19 protein-coding genes and 1 pseudogene are annotated in these 23,622 nt (G+C 68.4%); 8 read left to right on the forward strand and 12 right to left on the reverse strand.

What is annotated here, in order from left to right; translation table 11 throughout:
• Position 1 precedes the first annotated feature (1 nt).
• From ACN9M6_RS11895 to ACN9M6_RS11905, 3 genes are read right to left on the reverse strand one after another with little or no spacing between them, the layout of a single operon-like run.
• Entirely contained in the window at positions 2-1,006 is a 1,005-nt protein-coding gene (locus tag ACN9M6_RS11895; protein ID WP_419163115.1) for a sugar phosphate isomerase/epimerase family protein, read from the reverse strand.
• On the reverse strand, positions 1,003-2,181 hold the full coding sequence (locus tag ACN9M6_RS11900; RefSeq protein WP_419163116.1) for a Gfo/Idh/MocA family protein: 1,179 nt from the start codon (positions 2,179-2,181) through the stop codon (positions 1,003-1,005). The genes ACN9M6_RS11895 and ACN9M6_RS11900 overlap by 4 nt, the downstream gene beginning before the upstream one ends.
• Positions 2,178-3,653, reverse strand: a complete 1,476-nt coding sequence (locus tag ACN9M6_RS11905; protein ID WP_419163117.1) for an MFS transporter — start codon at positions 3,651-3,653, stop codon at positions 2,178-2,180. Before ACN9M6_RS11905 ends, ACN9M6_RS11900 begins: the two co-directional genes overlap by 4 nt.
• A 159-nt stretch (positions 3,654-3,812) precedes the next feature.
• On the opposite strand from ACN9M6_RS11905, the gene ACN9M6_RS11910 reads away from it, so the two are divergent.
• The gene (locus ACN9M6_RS11910) at positions 3,813-6,191 is read left to right on the forward strand and encodes a DPP IV N-terminal domain-containing protein (protein WP_419163118.1); all 2,379 of its coding nucleotides are present in this window, start codon (positions 3,813-3,815) and stop codon (positions 6,189-6,191) included.
• A gap of 194 nt (positions 6,192-6,385) precedes the next feature.
• A complete protein-coding gene (locus ACN9M6_RS11915; protein WP_419163119.1) occupies positions 6,386-7,924 on the forward strand; it encodes a serine hydrolase domain-containing protein in 1,539 nt (512 codons plus the stop codon).
• A gap of 9 nt (positions 7,925-7,933) precedes the next feature.
• Here the strand turns inward: ACN9M6_RS11915 and ACN9M6_RS11920 are convergent, their stop codons facing one another.
• Positions 7,934-8,821: a 5'-3' exonuclease gene (locus ACN9M6_RS11920; protein ID WP_419163120.1), complete on the reverse strand. Its 888-nt coding sequence runs from the start codon at positions 8,819-8,821 to the stop codon at positions 7,934-7,936.
• Between the two features lie 136 nt (positions 8,822-8,957).
• Here ACN9M6_RS11920 and proB point away from each other — a divergent pair, with 136 nt between their 5' ends.
• From proB to ACN9M6_RS11935, 3 genes are all read left to right on the forward strand, one after another.
• Complete coding sequence (gene proB, locus ACN9M6_RS11925) at positions 8,958-10,175, forward strand: glutamate 5-kinase (protein WP_419163121.1); 1,218 nt, start codon at positions 8,958-8,960, stop codon at positions 10,173-10,175.
• The gene (locus tag ACN9M6_RS11930; RefSeq protein WP_419163122.1) at positions 10,147-11,457 is read left to right on the forward strand and encodes a glutamate-5-semialdehyde dehydrogenase; all 1,311 of its coding nucleotides are present in this window, start codon (positions 10,147-10,149) and stop codon (positions 11,455-11,457) included. The genes proB and ACN9M6_RS11930 overlap by 29 nt, the downstream gene beginning before the upstream one ends.
• A 112-nt stretch (positions 11,458-11,569) precedes the next feature.
• Complete coding sequence (locus ACN9M6_RS11935; RefSeq protein ID WP_419163123.1) at positions 11,570-12,220, forward strand: hypothetical protein; 651 nt, start codon at positions 11,570-11,572, stop codon at positions 12,218-12,220.
• A 25-nt stretch (positions 12,221-12,245) separates the two neighbouring features.
• Here ACN9M6_RS11935 and ACN9M6_RS11940 read toward each other — a convergent pair whose 3' ends face one another.
• From ACN9M6_RS11940 to acs, 4 genes and pseudogenes are all read right to left on the reverse strand, one after another.
• Complete coding sequence (locus tag ACN9M6_RS11940; RefSeq protein ID WP_419163124.1) at positions 12,246-13,034, reverse strand: 3-keto-disaccharide hydrolase; 789 nt, start codon at positions 13,032-13,034, stop codon at positions 12,246-12,248.
• A 68-nt stretch (positions 13,035-13,102) separates the two neighbouring features.
• Positions 13,103-13,393: pseudogene (locus tag ACN9M6_RS11945) on the reverse strand (MFS transporter); the annotation flags it as partial.
• A gap of 223 nt (positions 13,394-13,616) precedes the next feature.
• Positions 13,617-14,858: an MFS transporter gene (locus ACN9M6_RS11950; RefSeq protein ID WP_419163125.1), complete on the reverse strand. Its 1,242-nt coding sequence runs from the start codon at positions 14,856-14,858 to the stop codon at positions 13,617-13,619.
• A gap of 7 nt (positions 14,859-14,865) precedes the next feature.
• The gene (gene acs / locus ACN9M6_RS11955) at positions 14,866-16,851 is read right to left on the reverse strand and encodes an acetate--CoA ligase (RefSeq protein ID WP_419163126.1); all 1,986 of its coding nucleotides are present in this window, start codon (positions 16,849-16,851) and stop codon (positions 14,866-14,868) included.
• Positions 16,852-16,993: 142 nt separating this feature from the next.
• Between acs and ACN9M6_RS11960 the strand changes: the two genes are divergently transcribed.
• A complete protein-coding gene (locus ACN9M6_RS11960; RefSeq protein WP_419163127.1) occupies positions 16,994-17,290 on the forward strand; it encodes a hypothetical protein in 297 nt (98 codons plus the stop codon).
• On the opposite strand, the gene ACN9M6_RS11965 is transcribed toward ACN9M6_RS11960, so the two are convergent.
• Positions 17,262-17,888 (reverse strand): hypothetical protein, encoded by a 627-nt coding sequence (locus tag ACN9M6_RS11965; protein ID WP_419163128.1) that lies wholly within the window; start codon positions 17,886-17,888, stop codon positions 17,262-17,264. The two genes, ACN9M6_RS11960 and ACN9M6_RS11965, sit on opposite strands and share 29 nt — an antisense overlap.
• 141 nt (positions 17,889-18,029) lie before the next feature.
• Between ACN9M6_RS11965 and ACN9M6_RS11970 the strand changes: the two genes are divergently transcribed.
• On the forward strand, positions 18,030-18,440 hold the full coding sequence (locus ACN9M6_RS11970; protein WP_419163129.1) for a DoxX family protein: 411 nt from the start codon (positions 18,030-18,032) through the stop codon (positions 18,438-18,440).
• Positions 18,441-18,539: 99 nt separating this feature from the next.
• Positions 18,540-21,047 carry a leucine--tRNA ligase gene (leuS, locus tag ACN9M6_RS11975; RefSeq protein WP_419163130.1) on the forward strand — a complete coding sequence of 836 codons (2,508 nt, stop codon included), beginning with the start codon at positions 18,540-18,542 and terminating at the stop codon, positions 21,045-21,047.
• Positions 21,048-21,063: 16 nt separating this feature from the next.
• On the opposite strand, the gene ACN9M6_RS11980 is transcribed toward leuS, so the two are convergent.
• From ACN9M6_RS11980 to ACN9M6_RS11990, 3 genes are read right to left on the reverse strand one after another with little or no spacing between them, the layout of a single operon-like run.
• Positions 21,064-21,351 (reverse strand): Fe(2+)-trafficking protein, encoded by a 288-nt coding sequence (locus ACN9M6_RS11980; RefSeq protein ID WP_419163131.1) that lies wholly within the window; start codon positions 21,349-21,351, stop codon positions 21,064-21,066.
• A 50-nt stretch (positions 21,352-21,401) separates the two neighbouring features.
• Positions 21,402-22,478, reverse strand: coding sequence for an aminopeptidase (locus ACN9M6_RS11985; protein ID WP_419163132.1), 1,077 nt, complete (start codon positions 22,476-22,478; stop codon positions 21,402-21,404).
• A complete protein-coding gene (locus ACN9M6_RS11990; protein WP_419163133.1) occupies positions 22,475-23,581 on the reverse strand; it encodes a DNA adenine methylase in 1,107 nt (368 codons plus the stop codon). The genes ACN9M6_RS11985 and ACN9M6_RS11990 overlap by 4 nt, the downstream gene beginning before the upstream one ends.
• Positions 23,582-23,622: the final 41 nt, after the last annotated feature.

Here is a 23,622-nt window from a genome sequence, read left to right on the forward strand (position 1 = left end):
GTCAATCCTCGGAGAAGGCGGCGTCGAAGGCGGTCGCGGAGGGCGGAAAGGTCAGCGCCCTGAGCCGTGCGCAGGCTTCCTGGGCGCCGTGTTCGCGGTCCAGGCCGCTGTCTTCCCACTCGATCGAGAGTGGGCCCTCGTAACCGACCCGGTCCAGCGCGCGCAGGATCTCCTCGAAGTCCACGCGCCCGCGTCCGATCGAGCGGAAGTCCCACCCACGGTCCACATGTCCGAAGCCGAGGTGGCCGCCGAACACGCCCGACCTGCGCGGCGTCTCCGACCACCAGACATCCTTCATGTGGGCGTGATGGATACGGTCGCCGAATTCGAGGATGAAGCCGACGTAGTCGACGCCCTGATAGGCGAGATGGCTGGGATCGTAGTTGAATCCGAACGCGCTCCGACCCCCCAGCGCTTCCACGGCGCGGGCGGCGCTGCTCGCATCGAAGGCGATCTCGGTCGGGTGCACCTCGAGCGCGAACTTCACGCCCGCCGCGTCGAACGCGTCGAGGATCGGGTTCCAGCGATCCGCGAAATCGGCAAACCCCGCCTCGACGAGATCCGGCGGGTGCGGTGGAAACGCATAGGCTGCGGCCCAGATCGAGCTGCCCGTGAAGCCGTTCACGACGGGCACGCCGAGCGTCGCCGCCGCCACTGCCGTCCGCTGCATCTCCGCAGCGGCCCGTCCGCGCACCCCCTCGGGGTCTCCGTCACCCCACACGCGCGGGGGCAGAATCAGTTCGTGCCGCTGGTCGATCGGGTCGCATACCGCCTGGCCGACGAGGTGGTTGGCGATCGCATGCACCTCGAGTCCGTTGGCGGCGAGGAGGTCGCGCCGCCCGTCGGCATAGCCGTCTTCCTCCGTCGCTCGCACCACGTCGAAGTGGTCTCCCCAGCACGCGAGTTCGAGTCCGTCGTAGCCCCACGCGGCCGCCTTCCCAGCGAGCGTCGCGAGCGGCATGTCCGCCCACTGGCCGGTAAACAGCGTGATTGGCCGGGGGTTCATGGCGCCGTCTCCCCGGGCGGTTCGTAGCGCGCGTCCACCCACGCCCCGCGCTGCCCGCTCTCGACCGCGCGCTCGATGAAATGGACTCCCCGGGCCCCGTCCCGGACCGTGGGGAAATCGAGGTCCGTCTCTTCCGGTGTCCTCCCACCCTGCAGAGCCCCGATGGTGGAGATCACGTTGCGATACAGGTTGGCGAATCCCTCGATGAACCCCTCGGGGTGCCCGGGCGGCACCCGCGAAGCCGACGCGGCCGCCGGGGAGATCCACCCGTGCCCGCGACGGCGCGCGCGCGCGCGTCCGTCCGGCGTCCGGAACCACAGCGTCTCCGCGTCGTCGTGCCGCCAGGCCAGCGAACCCTCGCTCCCGAACACGCGCAGCGCGAGTCCGTTCTCCTCTCCCGCCGCGACCTGCGAGGCCGTGAGCGTCCCGCGCACGCCGCCCGTCCAGCGCATGAGCAGGCTGGCGTCGTCCTCCAGGCGCCGGCCCGGCACGAAAGTGGTCAGCTCGCCGCACAGCGCCTCGACTTCGAGTCCGGTCACGTAGCGGGCCAGATGATGCGCGTGTGTCCCGATGTCGCCGAGAGCACCGGCCACGCCGGCCTGCGCGGGGTCGGTGCGCCACGCCGCCTGCGGGTGTCCGGTCTCTTCGAGTGGCGTGGCCAGCCAGCCCTGGAAGTACTCCACCTGGATGCGCCGGATCTCCCCCAGCCTCCCCTCGCGGATCAGGTGGCGGGCGTCCTTGATCATCGGATAGCCGCTGTAGTTGTGCGTGAGAGCGAACACGCGACCCCGCGCGTCCACAAGCCGGCACAGCGCTTCCGCGTCGCCGAGGTCCGTCGTCAGCGGCTTGTCGCACACGACGTGGAAGTCGGCCTCGAGAAAGGTGCGCGCCACGTCGAAGTGGAGATGGTTCGGCGTCACGACGATCACGAAATCCAGCCGTTCCTCGTCCGGCCGCGCCGCTTCCACGTCTGCCATTTCGGCATAACTCCCGTACACCCGTGCCGGGTCGAGCCCGATGTCGGCTCCCTTTGCCGCCGACCGAGCCGCATCGGAGGAGAAGGCGCCGGCCGCGAGTTCGGCCAGCCCGTCGAGTTCGGCGGCCATTCGATGTACGTCCCCGATGAAGGCGCCGGGTCCGCCGCCGACCATGCCGTAGGTGAGGCGGCGCGTCATCCGCCCTCCGGCCCCCGCCCGATCTTCACGGCCCGATAGCCGCCGGCCCGCCGGTCACGGGCGTACAGGAGCCCGAAGATGAGGATCAGCACAGCCGTGAACGGCACGATGTACCGGAAGGAGACCCGGCCGCCGTAGTTGTCCGCCGGCCCGAGCAGCGCGGTGGCTCGCTCCACGAGCGCCTCATCCCCGCCCGAGTTGATGATCGCCCGCAGGGCGTTTGCCGTGATCGACTCGGGAAGAGCGCCCTCCGGTCCCGCTTCGGTGAGCACAGCTCCGACCGCTTCACCCGCAGCAGCCAGATCCGGCGCGGCGCTCTCGTCGAACCCGGCGAACGCCGCCGCCGCGTCCGTGAGGAGGGCCCGCGTCTCGACCGCCGGAAGCCGCTCGTGACCGACACGGTCGGCGATACCGCCCATCCAGGGCGTGGTCCACAACCCGACGACCGCCATCCCCGTCGCGCCCATCAACCCCAGTCCGAGGGCTCCGGAGCGCGGGACCCGCTCGGACACGAACCCGAGCATCGTCGGCCAGAAATAGCACACGCCCACCGCGAACACGGTCGCGGAGGCGAAGGCCATCGTCGTCGTCTCCGCGTAACTGAGCCAGAGAAGCCCCACGACGGAAATCGCGGCGCTGGCCGCCAGCACCCCCGGCGGCGAGAGCCGTTCCACAGCGAACCCGGCCTTGTACCGGAGCACGGCCATCAAGCCGTTGATCCAGGCGAGCACGAGGATGCCGTGAATGCCGCCGGCTTCGAGCACCGGCGGCACCCACCGGTTCGGTCCCAGCTCCGTCGAGGCGGTGATGGCCATGCAGAAAAGCATCAGGATCATGAGCGGCGTGAAGCTCGCATGGAACATCGAGCCCATGCTCACCCCCGCGCTCACGCCCTCTGTCGGCGGGAACTCCTCCCGGAGCATCAGATGGCCGTAGATGAGGGTGGGGATGAGGATGAGACCGACCTTGAACTGCCACGCGCCGAGCCCCGCCGAGTCCAGCGCGAAGGCCAGCACGGAGCCGATGACGATCCCGCCCGGGAACCACACGTGGAACTGGTTGAGCTTGACCGTCTTCTCGTCGGGATAGAGCGCGGCCACCAGCGGGTTGCAGGCAGCCTCGACGAGTCCGTTCCCCAGTGCCAGCGTCAGCGCCCCGAGGAAGAGCTGGAGAAAGCCTCCCGCGGACATGAGGAGGATCGCACCAAGGAGGTGGCACACGAAGGCGAGGCGCAGCAGGAACCGCATGCCCAGCGTGTCGCAGAAGGGCGCAAACAGGAGTTGGGACACGGCGAAACCCCAGATCGCCGCCCCGCCAATGAGGCCGACCTCGTAGTTCGTGAGCGTGAACTCGCTCTTGAGCGTGAGCATGATCGCGCCGACCACGGCAAACGTGACGGAGGTAGCGATCAGCGAAACGCAGCTGGCCAGGAAGAGCCGCCTCGGGCGGGCGGCGGACGAGGTCGTGTTCACGTGAGACTCCTCGAATGGGGTCGGCGGGCACGCTAGCCCCGCCTCGTCCGGGTCCGCAACGCGTCAGGGTCCCCGAGATCGCTGCCGGCCTACCGGGCGGTGAACGGCACGGTCTATGTTCAGACCCGATCACGGCCGCACCAGACCCAGGAGGATCCCGTGAGACGCTTTTCCCGCTTCGGCCCGTCCGCCGCTACGCTCGCCGTTGCCCTCGCCGTTGCCCTCGCCGCTGCCCTCGCCGCTGCCCTCGCCGCCGCGCCGGAGGCCGCCGCCCAGTCCCGGCCCCACGCGCCCGAGTCCGTGAGCGCGAGCGAATACGCGCGCGCCGAGCAGTTCGTGCCGTGGAACGCGGAGAAGCTCACGTCGGGCGTGACCGTGGCCCCGCGCTGGGTAGACGCCAACCGCTTCTGGTACCGGAACCAGGTGTTCGGGGGCCACGAGTTCATCATGATCGATGCCGCCGCCCGCACGCGCCGGCCCGCATTCGACCATGACCGTCTCGCCGCGGCCCTCTCCGAAGCCTCAACGGAGAACTACGAAGCGACGGCCCTCCCATTCGAGGACATCGAGCTGGTCGGCTCCGGTGGCATCCGCTTCTGGACGGACACACACGAGCGATGGGACTGCGACCTCGGCAGCTACCGCTGCGCCGGGCCGGATTCGGTCGCGAGGGCGACGCACGAGATCGACTCTCCCGATGGCACCCTCGCCGTCTTCTCGCGCGACGAAAACCTGTGGGTGCGTGACACGGATTCCGATGAGGAGCGCCAGCTGTCGACCGATGGGGAGGCGCACTGGGGGTACGGCGTCGCGCCGGAGGGCTGCTGCCAGGAGATCACGAACCGCCGCCGCGGGTTCATGCCGCCTCCCGTGGCCGAGTGGTCCCCCGCTGGTCGCCGGATCGCCACCCATCGCTATGACGAACGGGGAGTGGAGGAACTGCACCTGCTCGAGGCCGCCACGGGACGCCCCATCCTTCACAGCTACCGCTACGCGCTCCCCGGCGACTCGATCGTCCCCACGTGGGAGCTCTACATGTTCGACGCCGAGACCGGCGCCTCGGTGCGGGCGGACTACGACCCCGTGCCCGGCTACTTCGGCGGGGCGGACACGACCTGGCACGCCGCCCAATGGACCTCGGACGGAGACCGCGTCTACGTCTCGCACCACTCGCGCGATTTCAGGAACCAGACGCTCGTCGAAGTCGACGCCGCCACGGGTGCCTCGCGAAAGGTAGTTGTCGAGAGCGGCGACACGTGGGTCGAGTTGAACCAGCTCCGCACTCCGTACAACTGGCGCGTGCTCGGGAACGGGAACGAGTTCGTCTGGTTCTCAGAACGCGAGGGCTGGGGGCACCTCTACCTGCACGACCTCGCGACCGGACAAATGAAGAACCGGATCACGCAGGGGTCGTGGCTCGTGGTCCAGCTCCTGTGGGTCGACGAGTCGGCGCGGCAGGTCTACTTCACCGGCGTGGGTCGCGAGCCCGGACGCGACCCCTACAATCATCACCTCTATCGGGCCTCGCTGGACGGCGGAGACGTGACCCTTCTCTCCCCGGAGGACATGCACCACGAGATCTCGGTCTCACCCGATGGCCGCCATTTCGTGGACACCTACTCGCTGCGCTCATCCGCGCCGGTCACCGTCCTCAGGGATCGGTCCGGACGCGCCGTGATGACGGTCGAGGAAGCCGACATCTCTCCGCTGCTCGAGGCGGGCTGGGAACCCCCGGTCCGCTTCTCCGCCAAGGCTCGCGATGGCGTCACGGACGTTTACGGCTATCTGTGGCTGCCCGCGACCATGGAGGAGGGGACGGTCTATCCCGTCATCGACTACATCTATCCCGGACCCCAGATCGGCCCCATCCGTACGCCCGGCTTCACCACGGGGCCACGGGGGCAGGGGCACGCGCTCGCGGAGCTCGGCTTCATCACCTTCGCGGTCGACGCGCTGGGCACCCCCTACCGGTCGAAGGCGTTCCACGAGAGCTACTACGGGGACATGCGCGACAACGGGATCGCCGACCATATCTCGGCGCTCAAGGCGCTCGCCCTCGCGTATCCCGTCGATATCGACCGGGTGGGGATCTTCGGCCACTCGGGGGGCGGCTTCTCCTCGACGGACGCCATCCTGAGCTATCCCGATTTCTTCAAGGTCGCGGTGTCGGGCGCGGGGAACCACGACCAGCGGGGCTATCACTTCCCGTGGGGAGAGAAGTACCACGGGCTGCTCGAGCGGAACCCGGATGGCACGGACAGCTTCGATTCGCAGGCGAACCAGAACATCGCCGCGAACCTCAAGGGGAAGCTCCTGCTCCACTACGGGTCGCTGGATGACAACGTGCACCCGAACATGACGCTGCTCGTGGCCGACGCGCTCATCGAGGCGAACAGGACGTTCGACATGCTCGTCTTCCCCAACCGCAACCACGGCTACGCGCGCGAGCCGTACCTCATGCGACGCACCTGGGACTACTTCGTCGAGCACCTCATGGGCGCCGAGCCGCCCGTCGACTACAAGCTCGTGCAGCCGTAGCGAGCCACCCGCCCGCGTTCCCGCGGGAACGTCTGCGGACCCGAATCGGCGTCGCTGGCGCTCGAGTCCGCCGCGAACACGTTCCCGCGGGAACGTCCCACGCGCCTCCCGCGACCGCCGAGCCGCTTGTCAGGTTCCATCGTCCGGCGCACGTTCAACCCAGGCGGACCCGACTCTCAACCGGAGGACTCCCCATGCGCCGCTCCCCCATTCGAACTCTTCTCTGTTGCGCCCTTTCTCTCGTTCTGCTCGGCCTCCCCGCCTGTGCGCCGGACGAAGGCGGTGAGGGGGGTGGGGCCATGGTGGCCACGCAGGATGTGCCTCCGGGCGATGGCTCCCGCGAGAGCCTGATCTCGCGCGGGGAAGCGCTCGAGCTTCCCACCGAGTGGGACCCGCCCCCAGGTGAGCCGATCGTGCACCACACGGCGGGGTTCGCGAAGACGCTCTGTTCCGGGACGTTCATCACGGGACTGGACTGGCGCGACGCGGCGGCGAACGTGGGCGGCTTCACGGCGCCCTTCCAGCATCGGGGCGCGGTCGTCGACACCGTCGTCGACATGGAGGCACAGACCGTGAGCCTGACCCTCGGCTCGGGGATTACGCGCACCGCGAAGCTGTACGGCAGCCAGGGCTGCATCACGAACCCGCTCGGTCAGGACTCGATCTACTTCGCGCCCACCGTCGTCGAGCCGATGACGCCCGATCCGGCCACGACGCCGTGGCCCATGGGAGACGTGCTGCCCGACACGCCGTATCCGCCGGAAATCGACATGGACAAGGTGCGGCAGGCGGTCGAGATCGCGATGGACCAGGAGGGTAAGACGCTCGGCTTCGTCGTTACCTACAAGGGCCGGATCATCGGCGAGGACTACGGCCCCGGCGTCGACATGCACACTCCGTTCGAGAGTTGGTCCAAGGGGAAGTCACTCACCGGGACGCTCATGGCGGTGCTGATCCAGCAGGGCGTCTACGGACTGTGGCAGCGCGCTCCCGTCCCCGAGTGGCAGGACGACGCGCGGAAGAACATCCGCATCGGAGACATCATGCGGATGTCGAGCGGGATCCGGATCGTCGCGCCCCAGGATCCCGGATATACGGAAGAGATGGGGTATCCCGACCATCTGTATCTCTATACCGGCGAGAACGCCTTCCAGTGGGCCGCCACGCGTCCGCAGCAATGGGAGCCGAATACCGTGGGGCGGTACCGGAACACGGACCCGGCGCTGACCAACTATCTGATCCGCCTGGGCGTGGAGGGGCGTGGCGACGACTATCACGCCTTCCCGCAGCGGAACCTGTTCGACAAGCTCGGGATCCGGAACTTCGTCATGGAGACGGACCCGAACGGGAACTTCCTCACGCAGGGCTACGAGTTCGGTTCGGCGCGCGACTGGGCACGACTGGGCAACCTCTATCTGCAGGACGGTGTGTGGGAGGGCGAACGCATACTCCCGGAGGGCTATGTGGACTATGCCATGGAAGTCGCCCCGGCCTGGATAAATGATGGACGCCCGATCTATGGCGGCGGCTTCGTGTGGAGGGATCTCGGGTTCCCGATCGAGGACGACTACGGCGCCTTCGGGGGGGCCGGCGGACAGTACACGGTCTTCATTCCCGCGCGGGGCCTCGTCATCACGCGGCTCGGGAAGTACACGGGCCAGGGACCGGGCGGGGACAACCTGGACGCGGCGATCGCCCTGCTGCTGGAGGCCGTCCCCTCGATCGATGACTAACCCGGGCGGCTAGCCCGGCGGGCGGCGGGCCGCGGTGAGACGCCGGGCACGGGGGACGAGATCGGGCGCGTCGAGGACTGTCGCGACGAGCTCGAAGTCGTCCCGCGGCCCGGACCACAGGAGTTCGTCCACGCTGGCCGCGACGGGGGCGTCGCGGACGAGGGTCGCCAGACGGCGGAAGAGGAGCGCGTCGTCGATCCCCTTGCGCAGGGTGGCCGCCAGCCTCGCGGCCCCGCGGACCGGCACGTCCCACTCGGTCCCGTCGAGGGGGATCTCCTCGATGTGGCCGTAGCGCGAGAGCACCGCGGCGGCGGTCTTGGCGCCGAAACCCCTGATACCGGGGAAGCCGTCCGCCGAGTCTCCGACCAGGGCCAGCCAGTCGGGTATCGCCGCCGGGCCGACGCCGAACTTCTCGATCACGCCGGCCTCGTCGCGCATCAGGCGCTGCCGACGGTCGAACTGCACGACGCGGTCGCCTTCGACGCACTGGGAGAGATCCTTGTCGGGCGTGCAGATCAGCACACGCTCCACGCAGGGGTCCGCAGCCGCCATCGCGGCGCCCGAGGCCAGCGCGTCGTCGGCCTCGTGCTCCACCATCGGCCACACGACGAACCCTGCGGAGGCGAGCGCCTCCTCCACGAGGGGAAACTGCGCGTAGAGTGCGGGATCGATGCCGTCGCCGTCCTTGTATCCGGGCCAGAGATCGTTGCGGAACGACTCGATCACGCGGTCCGTGGCGATCGCTACATGCGTCGCGCCCGATTCGAGAAGCCCCAGCATCGAGCTTACGACGCCCCGGGCGGCGCCCACCTCGTGCCCGCCGGCGTTCTTCGCGGCCGGAACCCCGTAGAAATGGCGGAACAGCTCGTAGGTGCCGTCGATCAGATGGACCTGCATATGCGACACAATCTGCGGAGGGTGGCGGTCATCCGGTCTCCTAGCGTCGGGGATCGGGGGCCAGCGTGCAACGGGTTATCGCCGGGGATACCTTTGTCGGCCTTGATTTCTCTGCTCGAGCTACGAGGCTTCCCGCGTGACCCAGGCGCAGCAGATCCCGACCCCCCGGCCCGAGACCGGCGTGCCGGACGTGACGCGCGAGGTGACCGCGCGTGCGGGGCGGATTGTGCTCAAGGTCGGGACCGGTGTGCTCACCCACCCCGATGGCACCATCGCGCTCGCCCGGCTCTTCAGCGTCGTGGAAGTGGCCAGCCGACTGCGCCGCGAGGGGCGGGAAGTGCTCATCGTGACCTCCGGCGCGGTGGGCCTGGGGCGTGTCGCTCTGCAGCTGCCCGATCCGCCCGATACGGCGGAGTTGAAGCAGACGTGCGCCGCGGTGGGCCAGAGTCGCCTCATGGAGCTCTACCAGCAGGGGTTCGCCCGCCTCGGCGTCACCTGCGCGCAGATCCTCATCACCTGGACCGACTTCGATGACCGCGTCCGTTACCTCAACCTCCACGAGACTCTCCAGAGCCTGTTCCGGCTCGGCGTGGTTCCGATCGTCAACGAGAACGACGCCATCTCCCTGAACGACCGCGTGTACCGGGGGACGGGAAAGCGACCGATCTTCGACGACAACGACCGGTTGGGTGCGCTGGTCGCGAGCGAACTGGCCGCCGATCTGATCGTGCTCCTGACGGATGTCCCGGGCGTCATGACGGCGGATCCGAGACGAGATCCGGGTGCGACCCTCATTACCCGGATCGATCGTCCCGAGGACCACGAAATCGAGATCGACGGACAATCCGACGCCGGGCGCGGCGGCATGGCGAGCAAACTGGAGGCGGCCTCGGTCGCCTCGCGTGGCGGCTGCCATACGGTCATCGCATCAGGGCTGGCACCCGGGGTGCTGGACCGCGTGCTGGCCGGCGAAGAAGAAGGCACCTGGGTCCCGCCGCGTCAGGCGCTTTCGTCCCGCAGTCGCTGGATCGCGTACTGCTCGCATCCGCGCGGGACCCTCGTGCTCGGGCCGGAGGCCGTCGACCGCCTCCGCGGCGGAACGGCGCTACGGGCCGGAGCCGTGGCGAAGGCGGAGGGGCAGTTCCGGCGCGGCGATGTGGTCGAAATCCGGGCTCCGGATGGCGCGCTCGTCGGCCGCGGGGTCGTGGCGGTGGATTCCGCGGTGGCGCGAGAGGCGGTCGCCCGCCGGCCCGCATCCTTCGGAGGCCGGGAACTCGTCGCCCGGGAGCACATCATCCTCAAGCACCGACCTCAGGGCCGACCTGATGGCTCCAATGGCGACTCCAATGGCTGAGAACCTGCGCGTGAGGACGGCGGCGGTACGCGAGGCACAGCGTGTGCTGGGGAGCGCTCCCGCCGAGCGTCGCACCGCCGCGCTCCGCGCCCTGAAAGATGTCCTCCTCCGCTCGCGGGCCGAGATCTCGCGGGCAAATGAGGCGGATCTCTCTCTCGCCGCCGAGGAAGGGCTCTCCGGGCCGCTGCTGCACCGTCTGGGGCTCAGCGACGCCAAGTTCGAGAGTCTCCTCGAGGGTGTGGACGCGCTGGCCGACGGCGAGGACCCCATCGATCAGGTCCTGAGCCGCACGGAACTGGACGAAGGTCTCGTGCTCGAGTCGGTGAGGAGTCCGCTCGGCGTACTCCTCATCATCTTCGAGAGTCGTCCCGACGCGGTGATCCAGATCGGGTCGCTCGCCATCCGCTCCGGCAACGGCGTGATCATGAAGGGCGGTCGGGAGGCTGCGCACTCGAACGTCGTACTCGTGGACTGTCTGCGGCGGGCGCTCGAGGGAGTGGGACTCAATCCCCGTGCCGTGCTGGGTGTGCCGGACCGTCGGGACGTCGACGAACTGCTCGCGCTCGACGACCTGATCGACCTCGTGATTCCCCGGGGCTCGGGGGCGCTGGTGAGGTCGATCCAGGAACGGAGCCGGATCCCCGTCCTGGGCCACGCGGAGGGCGTTTGCCACCTCTACGTGGACGCGTCGGCGGATCCGGATATGGCCGTTCGGCTCGCGGTAGACGGAAAGTGCGACTACCCGGCCGCGTGCAACGCCACGGAGACGCTGCTCGTGCACGCGTCCTTCCTGCCTCGTCTGCCCGGGATCGGGGACGCGCTCCGGGAACGGGGGGTCGAACTGCGCTGCGACGAGCGGGCCCTGCGCGCCCTGCCGTGGGCCGAAGCCGCTTCCGAACAGGACTGGGGACAGGAGTTCGGTGCCCTCACGCTGGCGGTGCGAACGGTGGAGAGTCTGGAAGAAGCCGTCGATCACATCCATCGGTACGGGAGCAGTCACACGGACGCGATCGTGGCCGAGGATCGCGAGACGGGCGAGCGGTTCCTGAAGGAGGTGGACGCGGCGAGCGTCTTCCACAACGCGAGCACCCGATTCGCGGACGGGTTCCGCTACGGGCTCGGGGCCGAGGTGGGGATCAGCACGGCGCGCATCCACGCGCGCGGGCCGGTGGGCGTCGAGGGTCTCCTAACGACGCGTTGGCTGCTACGGGGTGAAGGCCAGGGTGCCGCCGACTACGGACCCGGCCGGCGAAGCTTCACGCACCGCCCCCTGGACGGCTAGCCCAGCGCATCCTGCGTACGCTCGTTCAGAACCGGAGACCGTCAACCACGGCTGAGTTCGAACGTTCACGTATGGTACGTTGGCACGGGCCTCGACACGGTGAGGGAGGCGCATGATAGGTAAAATCCCGCTGCTCGGTTGCGTTCTGCTCATCGCCATTCCCGCGGCTGCGCAGACGCAACTGGGGATTCGGACCGGAATTGGCGTGAATTCCGTCTCTCCCGAATACGATGAATCCATCACCAGGATCATAGCCGCTGCGGATGTGACGCTCCCGCTGTACGGCCTCCTCGGCATACGCGTGGGAGCGGCATATGCGCCCCGTGGCGGTCGTCGGTCGAATCCCAATATGCCCGATACCGGGTTCGGTGACGGTACGCCTCGTGGGACGAGGTACGCCAATGCAGCACACCCGCAAAACGTGCTGGTGATGAGTTATGCACAATTGTCCGCTTTGCTCCATGCCTCGCTGGAGACGCAGGCCGGGCTTGTTGAATTCGGAATGGTCGGCGGGCCGTGGTTCGGGTTGATCACGTGGTGCAGTTACCGGAATGATCCTTGCGCAGATCGTGGCAGAGATTTCGAAAGTTACGATTATGGACTGGCGCTCGGCGGGGGTGTGGCACTGGCGGTCAGCGATGATGTCGATCTGGCGCTCGAGCTGATTCACTTCTTCGGGATGGCGGACATCAGGAGCGAGCGCGGCAGAGCGACCACATCACACCTGGCCGGTCAGATCGGATTCGTGTTCGAGATCGGATAACCCTCCGGTTGCGTCAGGAACGCAGCTAGAGTCGCCGGACCCGGATGTTGCGGTACCAGGCGGGGTCGCCGTGATCCTGGAGACCGAGATGGCCCTCGTGGTGCCTGCCATAGTCGGGCCACTCAATGAACTTGCTCCCCGCCACCAGCTCCTCCCACTCCGTGGAGCCGATCTCATACTCGACGATCCGGACCCCGTTCAGCCAGTGCACGACTTGGTTGCCGTGACGCACGATCCGAACCTCGTTCCACTCGCCGGCCGGTCGGCTGACATCTTCCGGCGGGGCATGAAGACCGTAGTTCGACCCTGCCGAGGTCAGGGGATTGCCGCCGTCGTAGTGCCCGGCGTTGTCGAGCACCTGCATCTCGGGACCCGACTGGAACGCGCTCTCGGTGGCCTCCGAGATGCCGAAGAAGACCCCGCTGTTCCCGGCCGGGCCGACCTTCCACTCGATCCGCAGGTCGAAGTCGGTGTATGTGTCGCGGGTGATGAGCGTCCCGCCCCCAACGCCGGGCGTGAACGCGAGCGCGCCATCGATCGCGCTCCAGCCCTCGGGTACAGCCTCCATCTGGAACCCTCGCCAGGCGTCGAGCGACTCGCCGTCAAAGAGGAGTTCGAAGCCCTCCGCCGCCTCCTCGGCCGCCAGCTGGTTCGCGGCCTCCTGGCTCGCGGCCATGCCTTCAGGGATCCCTTCTCCTTCGGCTCGTGAGCCGGTCTCAGCCTGCCCGCAGGCGGATGTCGCGAACACGGCGAAGGCCAGCGCGCTCCACGCCGTGGCGGACCAGGCTCCGAGCGAATCGGTGTTTCGTATCACGTCTGACTCCCGGGTTCCGAACCAGGCTGGGTACACGGTCTCACGGTAGACACTGAGTGTGCGGGCCGCTAGCGACGGCCGCCGGCGATGCGGGCGGCCTCGGGGCGCCGGCGCAGGACGAGCATGCTCCAGGTGCCGAGGGCGGGCCCGATCGCGAGCGGTGCGAACGCCCACCGCCAGCCGAGCGATGTCTCCCACACCGGGAGAAGGCGGATGGTGACGACCGTGAGGAGGAAGCCGATCGCGGTCTGGAGAGTGAGCGCCGTGCCGACGTACTCGGGTTCGGCAAGTTCGCTGACACAGGCGGAGAACTGCGCCGAGTCGGCGAGGACCGTGATCCCCCACACGAGGCAGAGCGGAGAGAAGCCGATGCGCAGCCGCTTTGGCTTCGGCACCCCGCGCGGCCTGCAGGGCCTCGCGGCAGCGGCCGCGGCCCTCTCGGACGCCTCCGCACGCGACTTTGCCGCCTTTCTTGGCCGAATCGGGCGCATTCTCGGCCTCCCGGGCGCAAATCGCGACTTTCACCGCCCCCCGGGCCGCCTTTTGTATAACAGCGCCCAAATCATCCGCCACTTGCCGTTTCTACAGTCGGCCACGCCGGCGACGGCCTGCTAGCGACGGCCGCCGGCGATGCGGGCGGCCTCGGGGCGCCGGCCAGGACGAGCATGCTCCATGCCGAGGGCGGGCCCGATCGCGAGCGGTGCGAACGCCCACCGCCAGCCGAGCGATGTCTCCCACACCGGGAGAAGGCGATGGTGACGACCGTGAGGAGGAAGCCATCGCGGTCTGGAGAGTGAGCGCCGTGCCGACGTACTCGGGTTCGGCAAGTTCGCTGACACAGGCGGAGAACTGCGCCGAGTCGGCGAGGACCGTGATCCCCCACACGAGGCAGAGCGCCGCGATCAGCCACGCGGGGCCGCCGAACAGCGGCCCGATCGCGAGGCAGCACAGGCCGCTGACGACCATGCTCCAGCTCGTGACTACCGTCCGGCCGATACGGTCTGCGAGCACGCCGCCCGCGGCCGCCCCCAGGCTCCCCGCCGCGATGGTCGCGAAGGCCACCACGGACGCGAGGGTGGACGTTGTGCCGGGGCTCGGATCGGACGCGAAGCTCGCGGCGAGGAAGGCCGGTATCCAGGTCCACATCGCGTACAGTTCCCACATGTGTCCGAAGTAGCCGCCGTTCGCGAGCATGGTCGCGCGGTCGGCGAGGATGCGCCGGACCGCCCGGGGGTCGAAGGGCGCGGCAGGCGCCTGCCAGGGTCCGGTGCGGAGCCCCCGCGATGCCACCCCGGCAGCGACGACGGCCAGCGCGGCCGAGCACCACAGGACGGGCCGCCAGGCCCCGATGCCGCCGAGCGGGCGCAGCAGGTGTGGGGCCGCGGTGCCGATCGCGAGTGCGCCGATGAGCACCCCGATCGCCATCCCGCGGCCCTCCCGGAACCAGCCGGCGACGATCTTCATGCCCGGCGGGTAGATGCCCGCCAGCGCCAGGCCGGTCACGAAACGCAGCGGGAGGGCCACTTCAAGGCCGGTTCCGAACCCCGCGATCGCGGCCGTGGCGCCGGCACCGAGCAGCGCGGACCCGGCGATGAGGCGCCGGGGATCCCAGATGTCCGCGAGGGTGAAGACGGCCGAGAGAACCGCGCCCGCGACGAAGCCCAGTTGCACGGAGTTCGTGAGCCAGGCCGCCCCCGAATCCGTGAGTCCCCACTCGACGCGCAACTCAGGTGCGACCGCGCTGGCCGAGAACCACAGCCCCATCGCCAGTAGTTCGACGAGCGCAAGGAGCGCGAGTTGACGGGATCGGCGCGGGTCCGCCACCGGGCGGCTAGCCCTCGCTGTCCGCGAACTGTCGCTGCAGGCTCCGGACGACGGCGGGATCGGCCAGCGTCGTCGTGTCTCCCAGCGCCCGGCCCTCCGCCACGTCGCGGAGGAGCCGCCGCATGATCTTTCCGCTCCGCGTCTTCGGAAGCTCGGCGGCGAAGATGAGGTCCGCCGGCCGGGCGATGGCGCCAATCTGCGTCGCCACATGCGCCCGCAACTCCTGCCGCAATTCCTCGGACGTCCGTACGCCCTCGAGCACGCTCACGAACGCGGCTACGGCCTGTCCCTTGATCTCGTCCGAACGCCCCACGACGGCCGCTTCCGCCACGGCGTCATGGTCCACGAGGGCGGATTCGACCTCCATCGTGCCGATCCGGTGGCCGGCCACGTTCAGCACGTCGTCGACGCGCCCCATGATCCAGTAGTAGCCGTCCCCGTCGACGCGCGCTCCGTCCCCCGCGAAGTAGATATCCGGCCACTTCGACCAGTAGGTCTCCCGGTAACGGGCCTCGTCCCCCCACACGCCCCGCAGCATCCCTGGCCAGGGCGAGGTGATCGCCAGATAGCCGCTCTCGGCCGGATTCCCGTCCTCGTCCAGGATCGCAGCCTCGATGCCGGGGAAGGGGACCGTGGCCGTTCCGGGCTTCGTCGTGATCGCCCCCGGCAGCGGCGTGATCATGATCCCGCCCGTCTCCGTCTGCCACCAGGTGTCCACGATCGGACAGCGCCCCCCGCCGATGTGGCGGTCGTACCAGATCCACGCCTCCGGGTTGATCGGCTCGCCCACCGTCCCCAGCAGGCGGAGCTTCGAGAGGTCGTAGCCCGCCGGCCAGTGGTCGCCCCAGCGCATGAAGGCGCGGATGGCCGTGGGCGCCGTATAGAACACGGTCACGCCGTAGTTCTCGCATAGCGACCAGAAACGCCCTCGGTCGGGCCAGTCCGGAGAACCTTCGTACATGAGCACCGTAGCCCCGTTGGAGAGGGGGCCGTAGACGATGTAGGAGTGCCCCGTCACCCACCCCACGTCGGCGGTGCACCAGTACGTGTCGTCGTTCTTGAGGTCGAACACCCACTTCGCGGTCGCGGTCACCTGCGTCATGTAACCGCCCGTCGTGTGCATGACGCCCTTCGGTTTCCCCGTCGTCCCCGAGGTGTAGAGGATGTAGAGGAGATCTTCGGAATCCATGCGCTCGGGCGGGCACTCGGACGACGCGTGCGAAATCAACTCGTGATACCAGTGGTCGCGGCCCGCGGTCATGTCACAGGACGGTGTTTCCACCTGATCCCCGTGCGGCGCCTCCTTCGGGTCGGTCACCGCGGAGCGCTGGACGACGACCACGCTGGTCACGTAGTCGAGACCCTCGATCGCCGCGTCGGTGCTCGCCTTGAGCGGGATGATGCCGCCGCGTCGGTACCCCCCATCCGCCGTGATCACGCAGCGGGCCCCCGCATCCTCGATCCGGTCCCGCAGCGATTGCGGGGAAAAGCCTCCGAACACCACCGAATGCGGCGCGCCGATCCGCGCGCAGGCGAGCATGGCGATCGCGGCCTCGGGGATCATGGGGAGGTAGATCGCGACCCGGTCGCCCTTCCCGACGCCGAGCCCCTTGAGTGCGTTGGCGAACCGGCATACTTCCTCGTGCAGTTCGCGATACGTGTAACGCCGCACATCCCCCGGCTCGCCCTCCCAGATCAGGGCGTGCGCGGAGCCCCGCGTCTCGAGGTGGCGGTCGAGGCAGTTGTACGCGGCATTGATGGTGCCACCCACGAACCACTTCGAGAACGGCGGATCCCACTCCAGTACCCTGTCCCACGGCGCGAACCAGTCGAGTTTCCGCGCCCACGCCTCCCAGTACGCTTCCCGGTCACGGACGGCATCGTCGTAGGGACCGTGACCGGCCACATGCGCGGTCTCGACGAAGGCGGCCGGCGGCTGGAAGGTTCGCCTCTCGTCCAGCAGGACGTCGATTTCCCGGTGCTGTTCTGTCATGGAAACGCTCGGGTCGGCGGGAGGGGTCACGGGGCGCGCTTGTCACGGTGCCGCTCGAGCCGCCATTTAGCGGCCCGGTGCGGAGCCTGCCGGCGTGACATTAGGCGACCTGCGGCGAGGCACGCAAGCAAGACGGAGTCTCATGAGCAACGGCACCCTTGAACTGGTTTTGATCAGCGCCGGAGCGCTCGTTGCGCTGCTCGCGTTCGTGTTCGGGATCTGGATCGGACTCGGGTCTCCGGGGCTGTACGACAAGTACGAGCAGACGGGAAAAGCCCCGCGCCAATCCCCCTGGAGATGGTTGCTGGCCGGTCGCCAACGCGCCCGCTCGAGCCGGTTCGACGCGGTGGTGCGGGAAGAGGAAGAAGACGGGGAACCGGAACTGGACCCGAACCGGTCGAGGCCGAGCTTCAGCCGCGGACGACGCTTTCGCCGTTAGCCTCGTCGTCGCCCGCGAATTCCCACGTGCAGTCGTCATCTCCCCGTGCCTCGCAGCGGCGGTGGACGATGTCGTTCCCCGTAGCCCCGTATTCACCGAGAATCTCGTCGATCAGACCTGCCAGGAGCGCGCAGCCTCTCCCGCACGGGGTCGCGTGTGCCGGGAGTCCTTCCTCGATCACGAGCGCCGAGTTCCCGCGGGCAACCCGGACCGGGGAGCCCGGGCACAGACGACGGGCGATCTTTCCCGCCCGCCGCCAGGCCCGCCAGCGCCGCAGCCGAAGGGGAAGGAGCCGCGTGGCGAACCGGCGTCCGGCGCCCCGATCGTCCAGGCTCTCCCGCGCGATCCGATGGCCCGCGGCATCGAAGATCACCGTCGCATCGGAGCGGCGCGCGAGCAGGGTGAACAGGCTCGCAACCTCGTCCGCACTCACGTCGCCACGGGTGGCTTCGTAGCGGCGGATCTGGTCCAGGACGACGCTCGACAGCCCCAGCCTCTGCCTCAGATTGAGCGACAGATGCGAGACGGCCAGGTCCCGCGGGTCGTCGGGCATGTCCAGCTCATGGAGGGCGGCGAGCATCGCAAGAGGAATCTGCACGGGGACGCCGCCCGTGAACCGGGTGTCTTGTGGGGAACCGAAGTCGAGAGGCATATAGAAAGGGAGGCTACGGCAGGATATTCGGGCGAGCAAGCTGCGCCACGGACTGCCGCCACCGACCGCAGGACAGCCCCTGGAGGCATGATGAGAGCACCAGTCACGAAGGACACGACGCACGCGCTGCTTCGGATCGTCGCCGGTCTCATGCTATGGCAGCACGGCGCCCAAAAGCTCTTCGGCTGGCTGGGCGGCAACGCCGCCGATTCCTGGTTCGCATGGCCCGTCGGCATCGCCGGCATCATCGAGTTCTTCGCACCGATCCTCATCATCCTCGGGATCCGGACCCGTTACGTCGCCTTCCTCCTCACGGGACACTTCGCGGTGGTCTACTGGTGGCGCCACTTCTTCGGCCGCGAGATGGACTTCTGGCCGATCGTGAACGGCGGAGAACTGGCCGTCCTCTACTGCGCCATCTTCCTCTTCCTGTGGACGACCGGTGGTGGGAAGTGGAACCTCGACCACCTCGTCCCCGGCCCCGGCAGGGACGACTAGCCGCGGACTGCCGCCTCAAGTTGTTCGGTCGCCGCTCCGGCCCCATCTTGTGCGGCCGGACGGCGGCTTCCGCAGGGTGCCGCCGTCTCGCGCATCCCCGTGCCACGGGGTGACGTGATCTCCACGGACGGAACGGACCCGCGAGCCATGTACGACCCCGGAGCCATCGAAGCCGGATGGCAGGCCTGGTGGGAGGAGAACGGGACGAACGAGCCCGACCTCGACGCCGCCGAGCGCCCATTCTTCAATCTCATGATGTACCCGTATCCGTCGGCGGAGGGGCTTCACGTCGGCAACCTCTACGCCTTCACCGGCGCGGACATCTACGGGCGCTTCCGCCGTCTGCAGGGCGACGACGTCTTCGAACCCATCGGCTACGACGCATTCGGCATCCACTCCGAGAACCACGCGCTCAAGGTGGACACGCACCCGATGGAGCTCATCCCCTCGAACATCCGCAACTTCGAACGGATGCTGCGGGCGGCGGGGCTCATGACCGACTGGTCGCGTACGGTCGATACGACGGACCCGCGCTACTACAAGTGGACACAGTGGCTCTTCGTCCAGCTGTTCAAGGCGGGACTGGCGGAGAAGAAGGAAGCCGCGGTCAACTGGTGCCCGAAGGACCAGACGGTGCTCGCCAACGAACAGGTCATCGCGGGTCTGTGCGAACGCTGCGACACCGCCGTCGAACAGCGGATGCTGAGCCAGTGGTTCTTCCGGATCACGGATTACTCGCAGCGGCTGCTCGACAACCTCGAGTGGATCGACTGGTCCGAGACCACCAGGACGGCGCAGCGGAACTGGATCGGCCGCTCGGAAGGCGCCCGGCTACACTTCGCGCTCGCGGGCGCCGCGGGTGCCGGAGACACCGCCGGAGCGGAGGGGGACCGGATCGAGGTGTTCACGACCCGGCCCGACACGCTCTTCGGCGCGACCTTCATGGTCCTGGCGCCGGAACACCCGCTGGTCGAGCGCCTGACGACGGATGAGCGGCGCGCCGAAGTGGAGGCCTATGTGCGCGCGGCGGCGGCGGTCGACCTCGTCGAGCGGCAGAAGACGGACGAGCGCGAGAAGACCGGCATCTTCACCGGCGGCTACGCGCGGAACCCGGCGACCGGCGAGGACATTCCGGTCTGGGTGGCCGACTACGTCCTCATGGACTACGGGACCGGCGCGATCATGGCGGTCCCCGGACACGACCAGCGCGACTTCGATTTCGCGAGGCAGTTCGGGCTGCCGATCATCCAGGTCGTTCGCTCTCGCGCATCTCTGCCGGAGGAGGCCGAGACCGCGTTCGTCGAGCACACGTCCGACGAGATCCTCATCAACTCGGGGCGCTTCAGCGGCATGGAGGCGGACGCAGGCGGGCGCGCCATCACCGAGTGGCTGACGGAACGAAAGCTGGGCGCGGCGGAGATCAACTACCGGCTGCACGACTGGTGTATCTCGCGGCAGCGGTACTGGGGTCCGCCGATCCCCATCATCTACTGCGACCGATGCGGCCCGCAGGCGGTTCCGGAGGAGGATCTGCCCGTGGTCCTCCCGTTCGTCGAGGATTTCCGGCCCACGGCGACAGGGGTGAGTCCGCTCGCGCGCGACGAGTCCTTCTACGCCACGACGTGCCCTGCGTGTGGCGGCGACGCGCGACGGGAGACCGATGTCTCCGACACCTTCCTCGACTCGGGCTGGTACTTCCTGCGCTATCCCTCGACCGAGTTCGATGACCGGCCGTTCGACCCCGAGCGGACGCGCAGATGGCTGCCCGTGAGCAGCTACATCGGAGGCGAGGAACACTCCGTTCTCCACCTCCTCTACTCCCGTTTTCTCACCATGGTGCTGAGCGACCTGGGGCATATCGAGTTCGAGGAACCGTACGACCGCTTCCGGAAGCACGGCCTGCTGATCAAGGACGGCGCCAAGATCTCGAAGTCGCGCGGGAACGTGATCCTGCCCGACGAGCATATCGAACGCTTCGGCGCGGACGCCTTCCGCATGTACCTGATGTTCCTCGGCCCCTTCCAGCGTGGCGGCGACTTCCGGGACCGCGGCCTCGCGGGGCCCGAGCGGTTCCTGAAAAAGGTGTGGGACAGCGTGACGACGGCGGTCGAGTCGGGACGCACGGGGTTCGACGATCCCGATGTCGAGCGCGCGCTGCACGCCACGATCAAGCAGATCTCCGAAGACCTCGAGGCGCTCAGCTACAACACGGCCATCGCCGCGGCGATGGACTATCTGAACACGCTACGGTTCGGGGGGCGTACCGCATCGATCGATGAAGTGCGGCCGCTCGTCGTCCTGATCGCGCCGGTCGCGCCGCACATCGCCGAGGAGCTGTGGGCCCGTCTCGGGGGTGAGTCGAGCGTGTTCGATCACGCCGAGTGGCCGGCGTGGGACGAGAGCAGGCTGGTAGTGGACGAGGTCGAGCTTCCAGTGCAGGTGAACGGCCGGCTGCGGGCCACGATCCGCGTCGCACGGGGCGCCCCGGAGGCGGTCGTTTGCGAGGCGGCACTGGCCGAGGCGAACGTCATCCGACGGCTGGATGGGGTCGCGATCCGAAAGGTGATCCACGTCCCGGACCGCATGCTCAACCTCGTCGTCTCCTAGCAGGGGCTGCCAGCCCTCACCATTCGACGGACCCCTCCGCGCTCGTGTCGATGGAGGCGGCGGATCCCTCCTCGCCGAACAGGAAGATGCGCAGGTTCGTATAGAGGAACTCGCGCGATGCCGCCTCGTGGAGCTTCAGGCCGTAGTGGTTGATCAGAAGCATCTGCCGCTCCTTCCACTCGTCCCAGCAGGAGGCGCAGATCTCGGCCACGATCCGTGCCCCCAGGTCGCTGGGGAACGGGTCGCGGTCGATTCTTCCCTGATCGCCGCGGCCGCAGCGGGTGCAAACGAATGATTCCGTCATGTGTACCCTTTGGTCTTCTTTTCTTGGGGGGGGGGGTCGGCGGGCCGCGGTCAGCGATCGCGTCCGGGCTCGGCGGCTCCCGACCCCGTCAGCCGCGTGAGGGCCTCCCACGGATCGCCCGTGGCCGCTTCTCTCATCAACGCCTCCACGGACGGGACCAGCTCCCCGAGCGACTCGTAGATGCGCTCGAAGTCGTCCAGCCTCGTGTAGTAGAGCAGACGCGAGATGATCCAGGCGTTGTCGAGGCTGGCGGGATCGATCGAACCGTACTGCGCCGCGAGCTGAGGTCTGTACTCCGTTTCGAATCGGCGGGCGGCCTCCTCGAAGACCTCTCGCTTGGCGGTGCGCTTCGCTTCGTCGGGGAGCGGGGAGGCGTACACCTCTTCGAGCGGCTCGAGAATCGAGTGGAAGAAGCGCCCGAACACCCGCGTGTCATCCCACCGTTGATGCGCCCGCTCGCAGGCGCTCGCATCGCGCACGGCCCCGCAGAAGAACTCGATTGCGCCGCGGTGTCCGACGAAGTTGGCGAAACTCTCGTTGAAGTCGGCCTGGCCCGTGGGGAAATAGGTGCTGTGAGTGATCTCGTGAATCACCGTCTCGACCAGCCCCAGGCTGTCGAGCCGCAGCGTGGTCGACATGATCGGATCGGGGAACCAGCCCAGGGTCGAGAAGGCGGACACCGCCCGCACCGACACGTCGTACCCCTCCTCCGCGAGGCTGGCGGCCTCGGCGCGGGCGTCATCGAAGTCGAAGTACCCCTTGTAGGGAAGGTGGCCGACGATCGGGAACCACCAGGTCTTCCAGCGGAGGGCGAACTCCGGGGCGGCCAGCACGTTCAGCACCAGGGTGTCGCGGTGGAGTTGGGCGAACGATTCATAGCTCGCCCCCGCCCGCAGGCCGAGGTCGCGCTCGGCGAAATCACGCGCGTCGAGCACGAGCCGCAACTTGTCGCGGGTTTCGCGGGCCACGGTCGTGTCGTGAATCACGGCGCGGATCGGTCGCCGGACCGAGAGAATGCGGGCCTCCTCCCACCCGGCCCTGAGCACGTAGGCGGGCGAGCAGCCGCCCGCGGAGAGGAGGAGGACCGCGGCGAGCGGCCGGATGCCCGTGCACACGGCGGTTCTCATGCGCACCTCACGTAGTGGAGATGCTCCCGGACGTCATCGCGCCGGTAGTTCCGGTGCGGGCCGTCGGCGTCGCTCCGGTAGCGGCGATAGGGGCGGTGAAGGAACTGGTACGAGTCGGGACGGCCGCGGTCGCGCAGGGCCCGCTCGATCACTTCGCGGTCCAGCAGCCCCTCATCGTTGTAACTGAACAGGATGTGACGACTATCAGCCGCTTCCAGCACCGCCTGCAAGGCGTCGGCAGCCCGCTGCTTCCGGCACCAGTCCGACCGCACGGCCTCGTCGGGGATCAACCCGGTCTTTCCTCGAATCTCGGGCGGCGGTGTCCAGCCGAGCGCGAGGAGTTCGGGGATGTGATAATACGCGGGGTATTGCCGGCTGTTGTAGGGAGGGTCGAGATACACGAGATCGACGGGGCCGACCGCTTCGAGGAGCCGGGCCGCGGGTCCGCGGAACGCGCGACACGCTGCGGCTCCGTTCGCGCGCGGCGTCGGCTCGATGGGGCGCAGCTCGAGGGGGCGTCGGGCGTTGGGTTGCATCGTCTTCACGAACGAGGCGTACACGCCGGTCGTGTTCGCGACCCGGTCGGCGGCTTCGATCAGCGTCGCGATGAGGAGCTGCGCCTCGGTCCGGCCGATACGGGATTCGCCGGTCCAGCGCTCGATCCGCTCCCGGACGCCGTCGATCTTCCGGCCGTTCTCCCGAGAGAAGTACATGCGGCCGTGCGCGCGTCCGGCCGCCCCGTGGAGGGTATAGTGCTCCGAGACGAACCCGCGGCTGCCGGACCGATCCGAATCATCGATGTCCGCGAGTCGCTCGAGGAATCTGGGATAACCGATGTCCCCTCGTCCGTTTGGGGTCCCGGCGGGGAGCAGCGAGGAGGCGAAGCGCGGGGCGGCGTCGAGTTCGACCCGGGCCACCTGCAGGGCGTAGGAGGACGCCAGCAGGTCGCCGGAGTGGACCTGCCAACCGGCTGCCTTGAGCGCCATCGAGACGCTGGCAGTACCCGCGAACGGGTCGCACGCGACCCCAGGCGCCGGCTGAATGCGACGCACGGCGTCCATGAGGAAGGGGATGAGTTTCGTCTTGTTCCCGAGATAACGCACGCGGGAGAATATGAAGCCCGGATGCGGTCGAAAAGCTCTGG

This window comes from Candidatus Palauibacter sp. (assembly GCF_965197445.1).
Lineage (GTDB): Bacteria > Gemmatimonadota > Gemmatimonadetes > Palauibacterales > Palauibacteraceae > Palauibacter.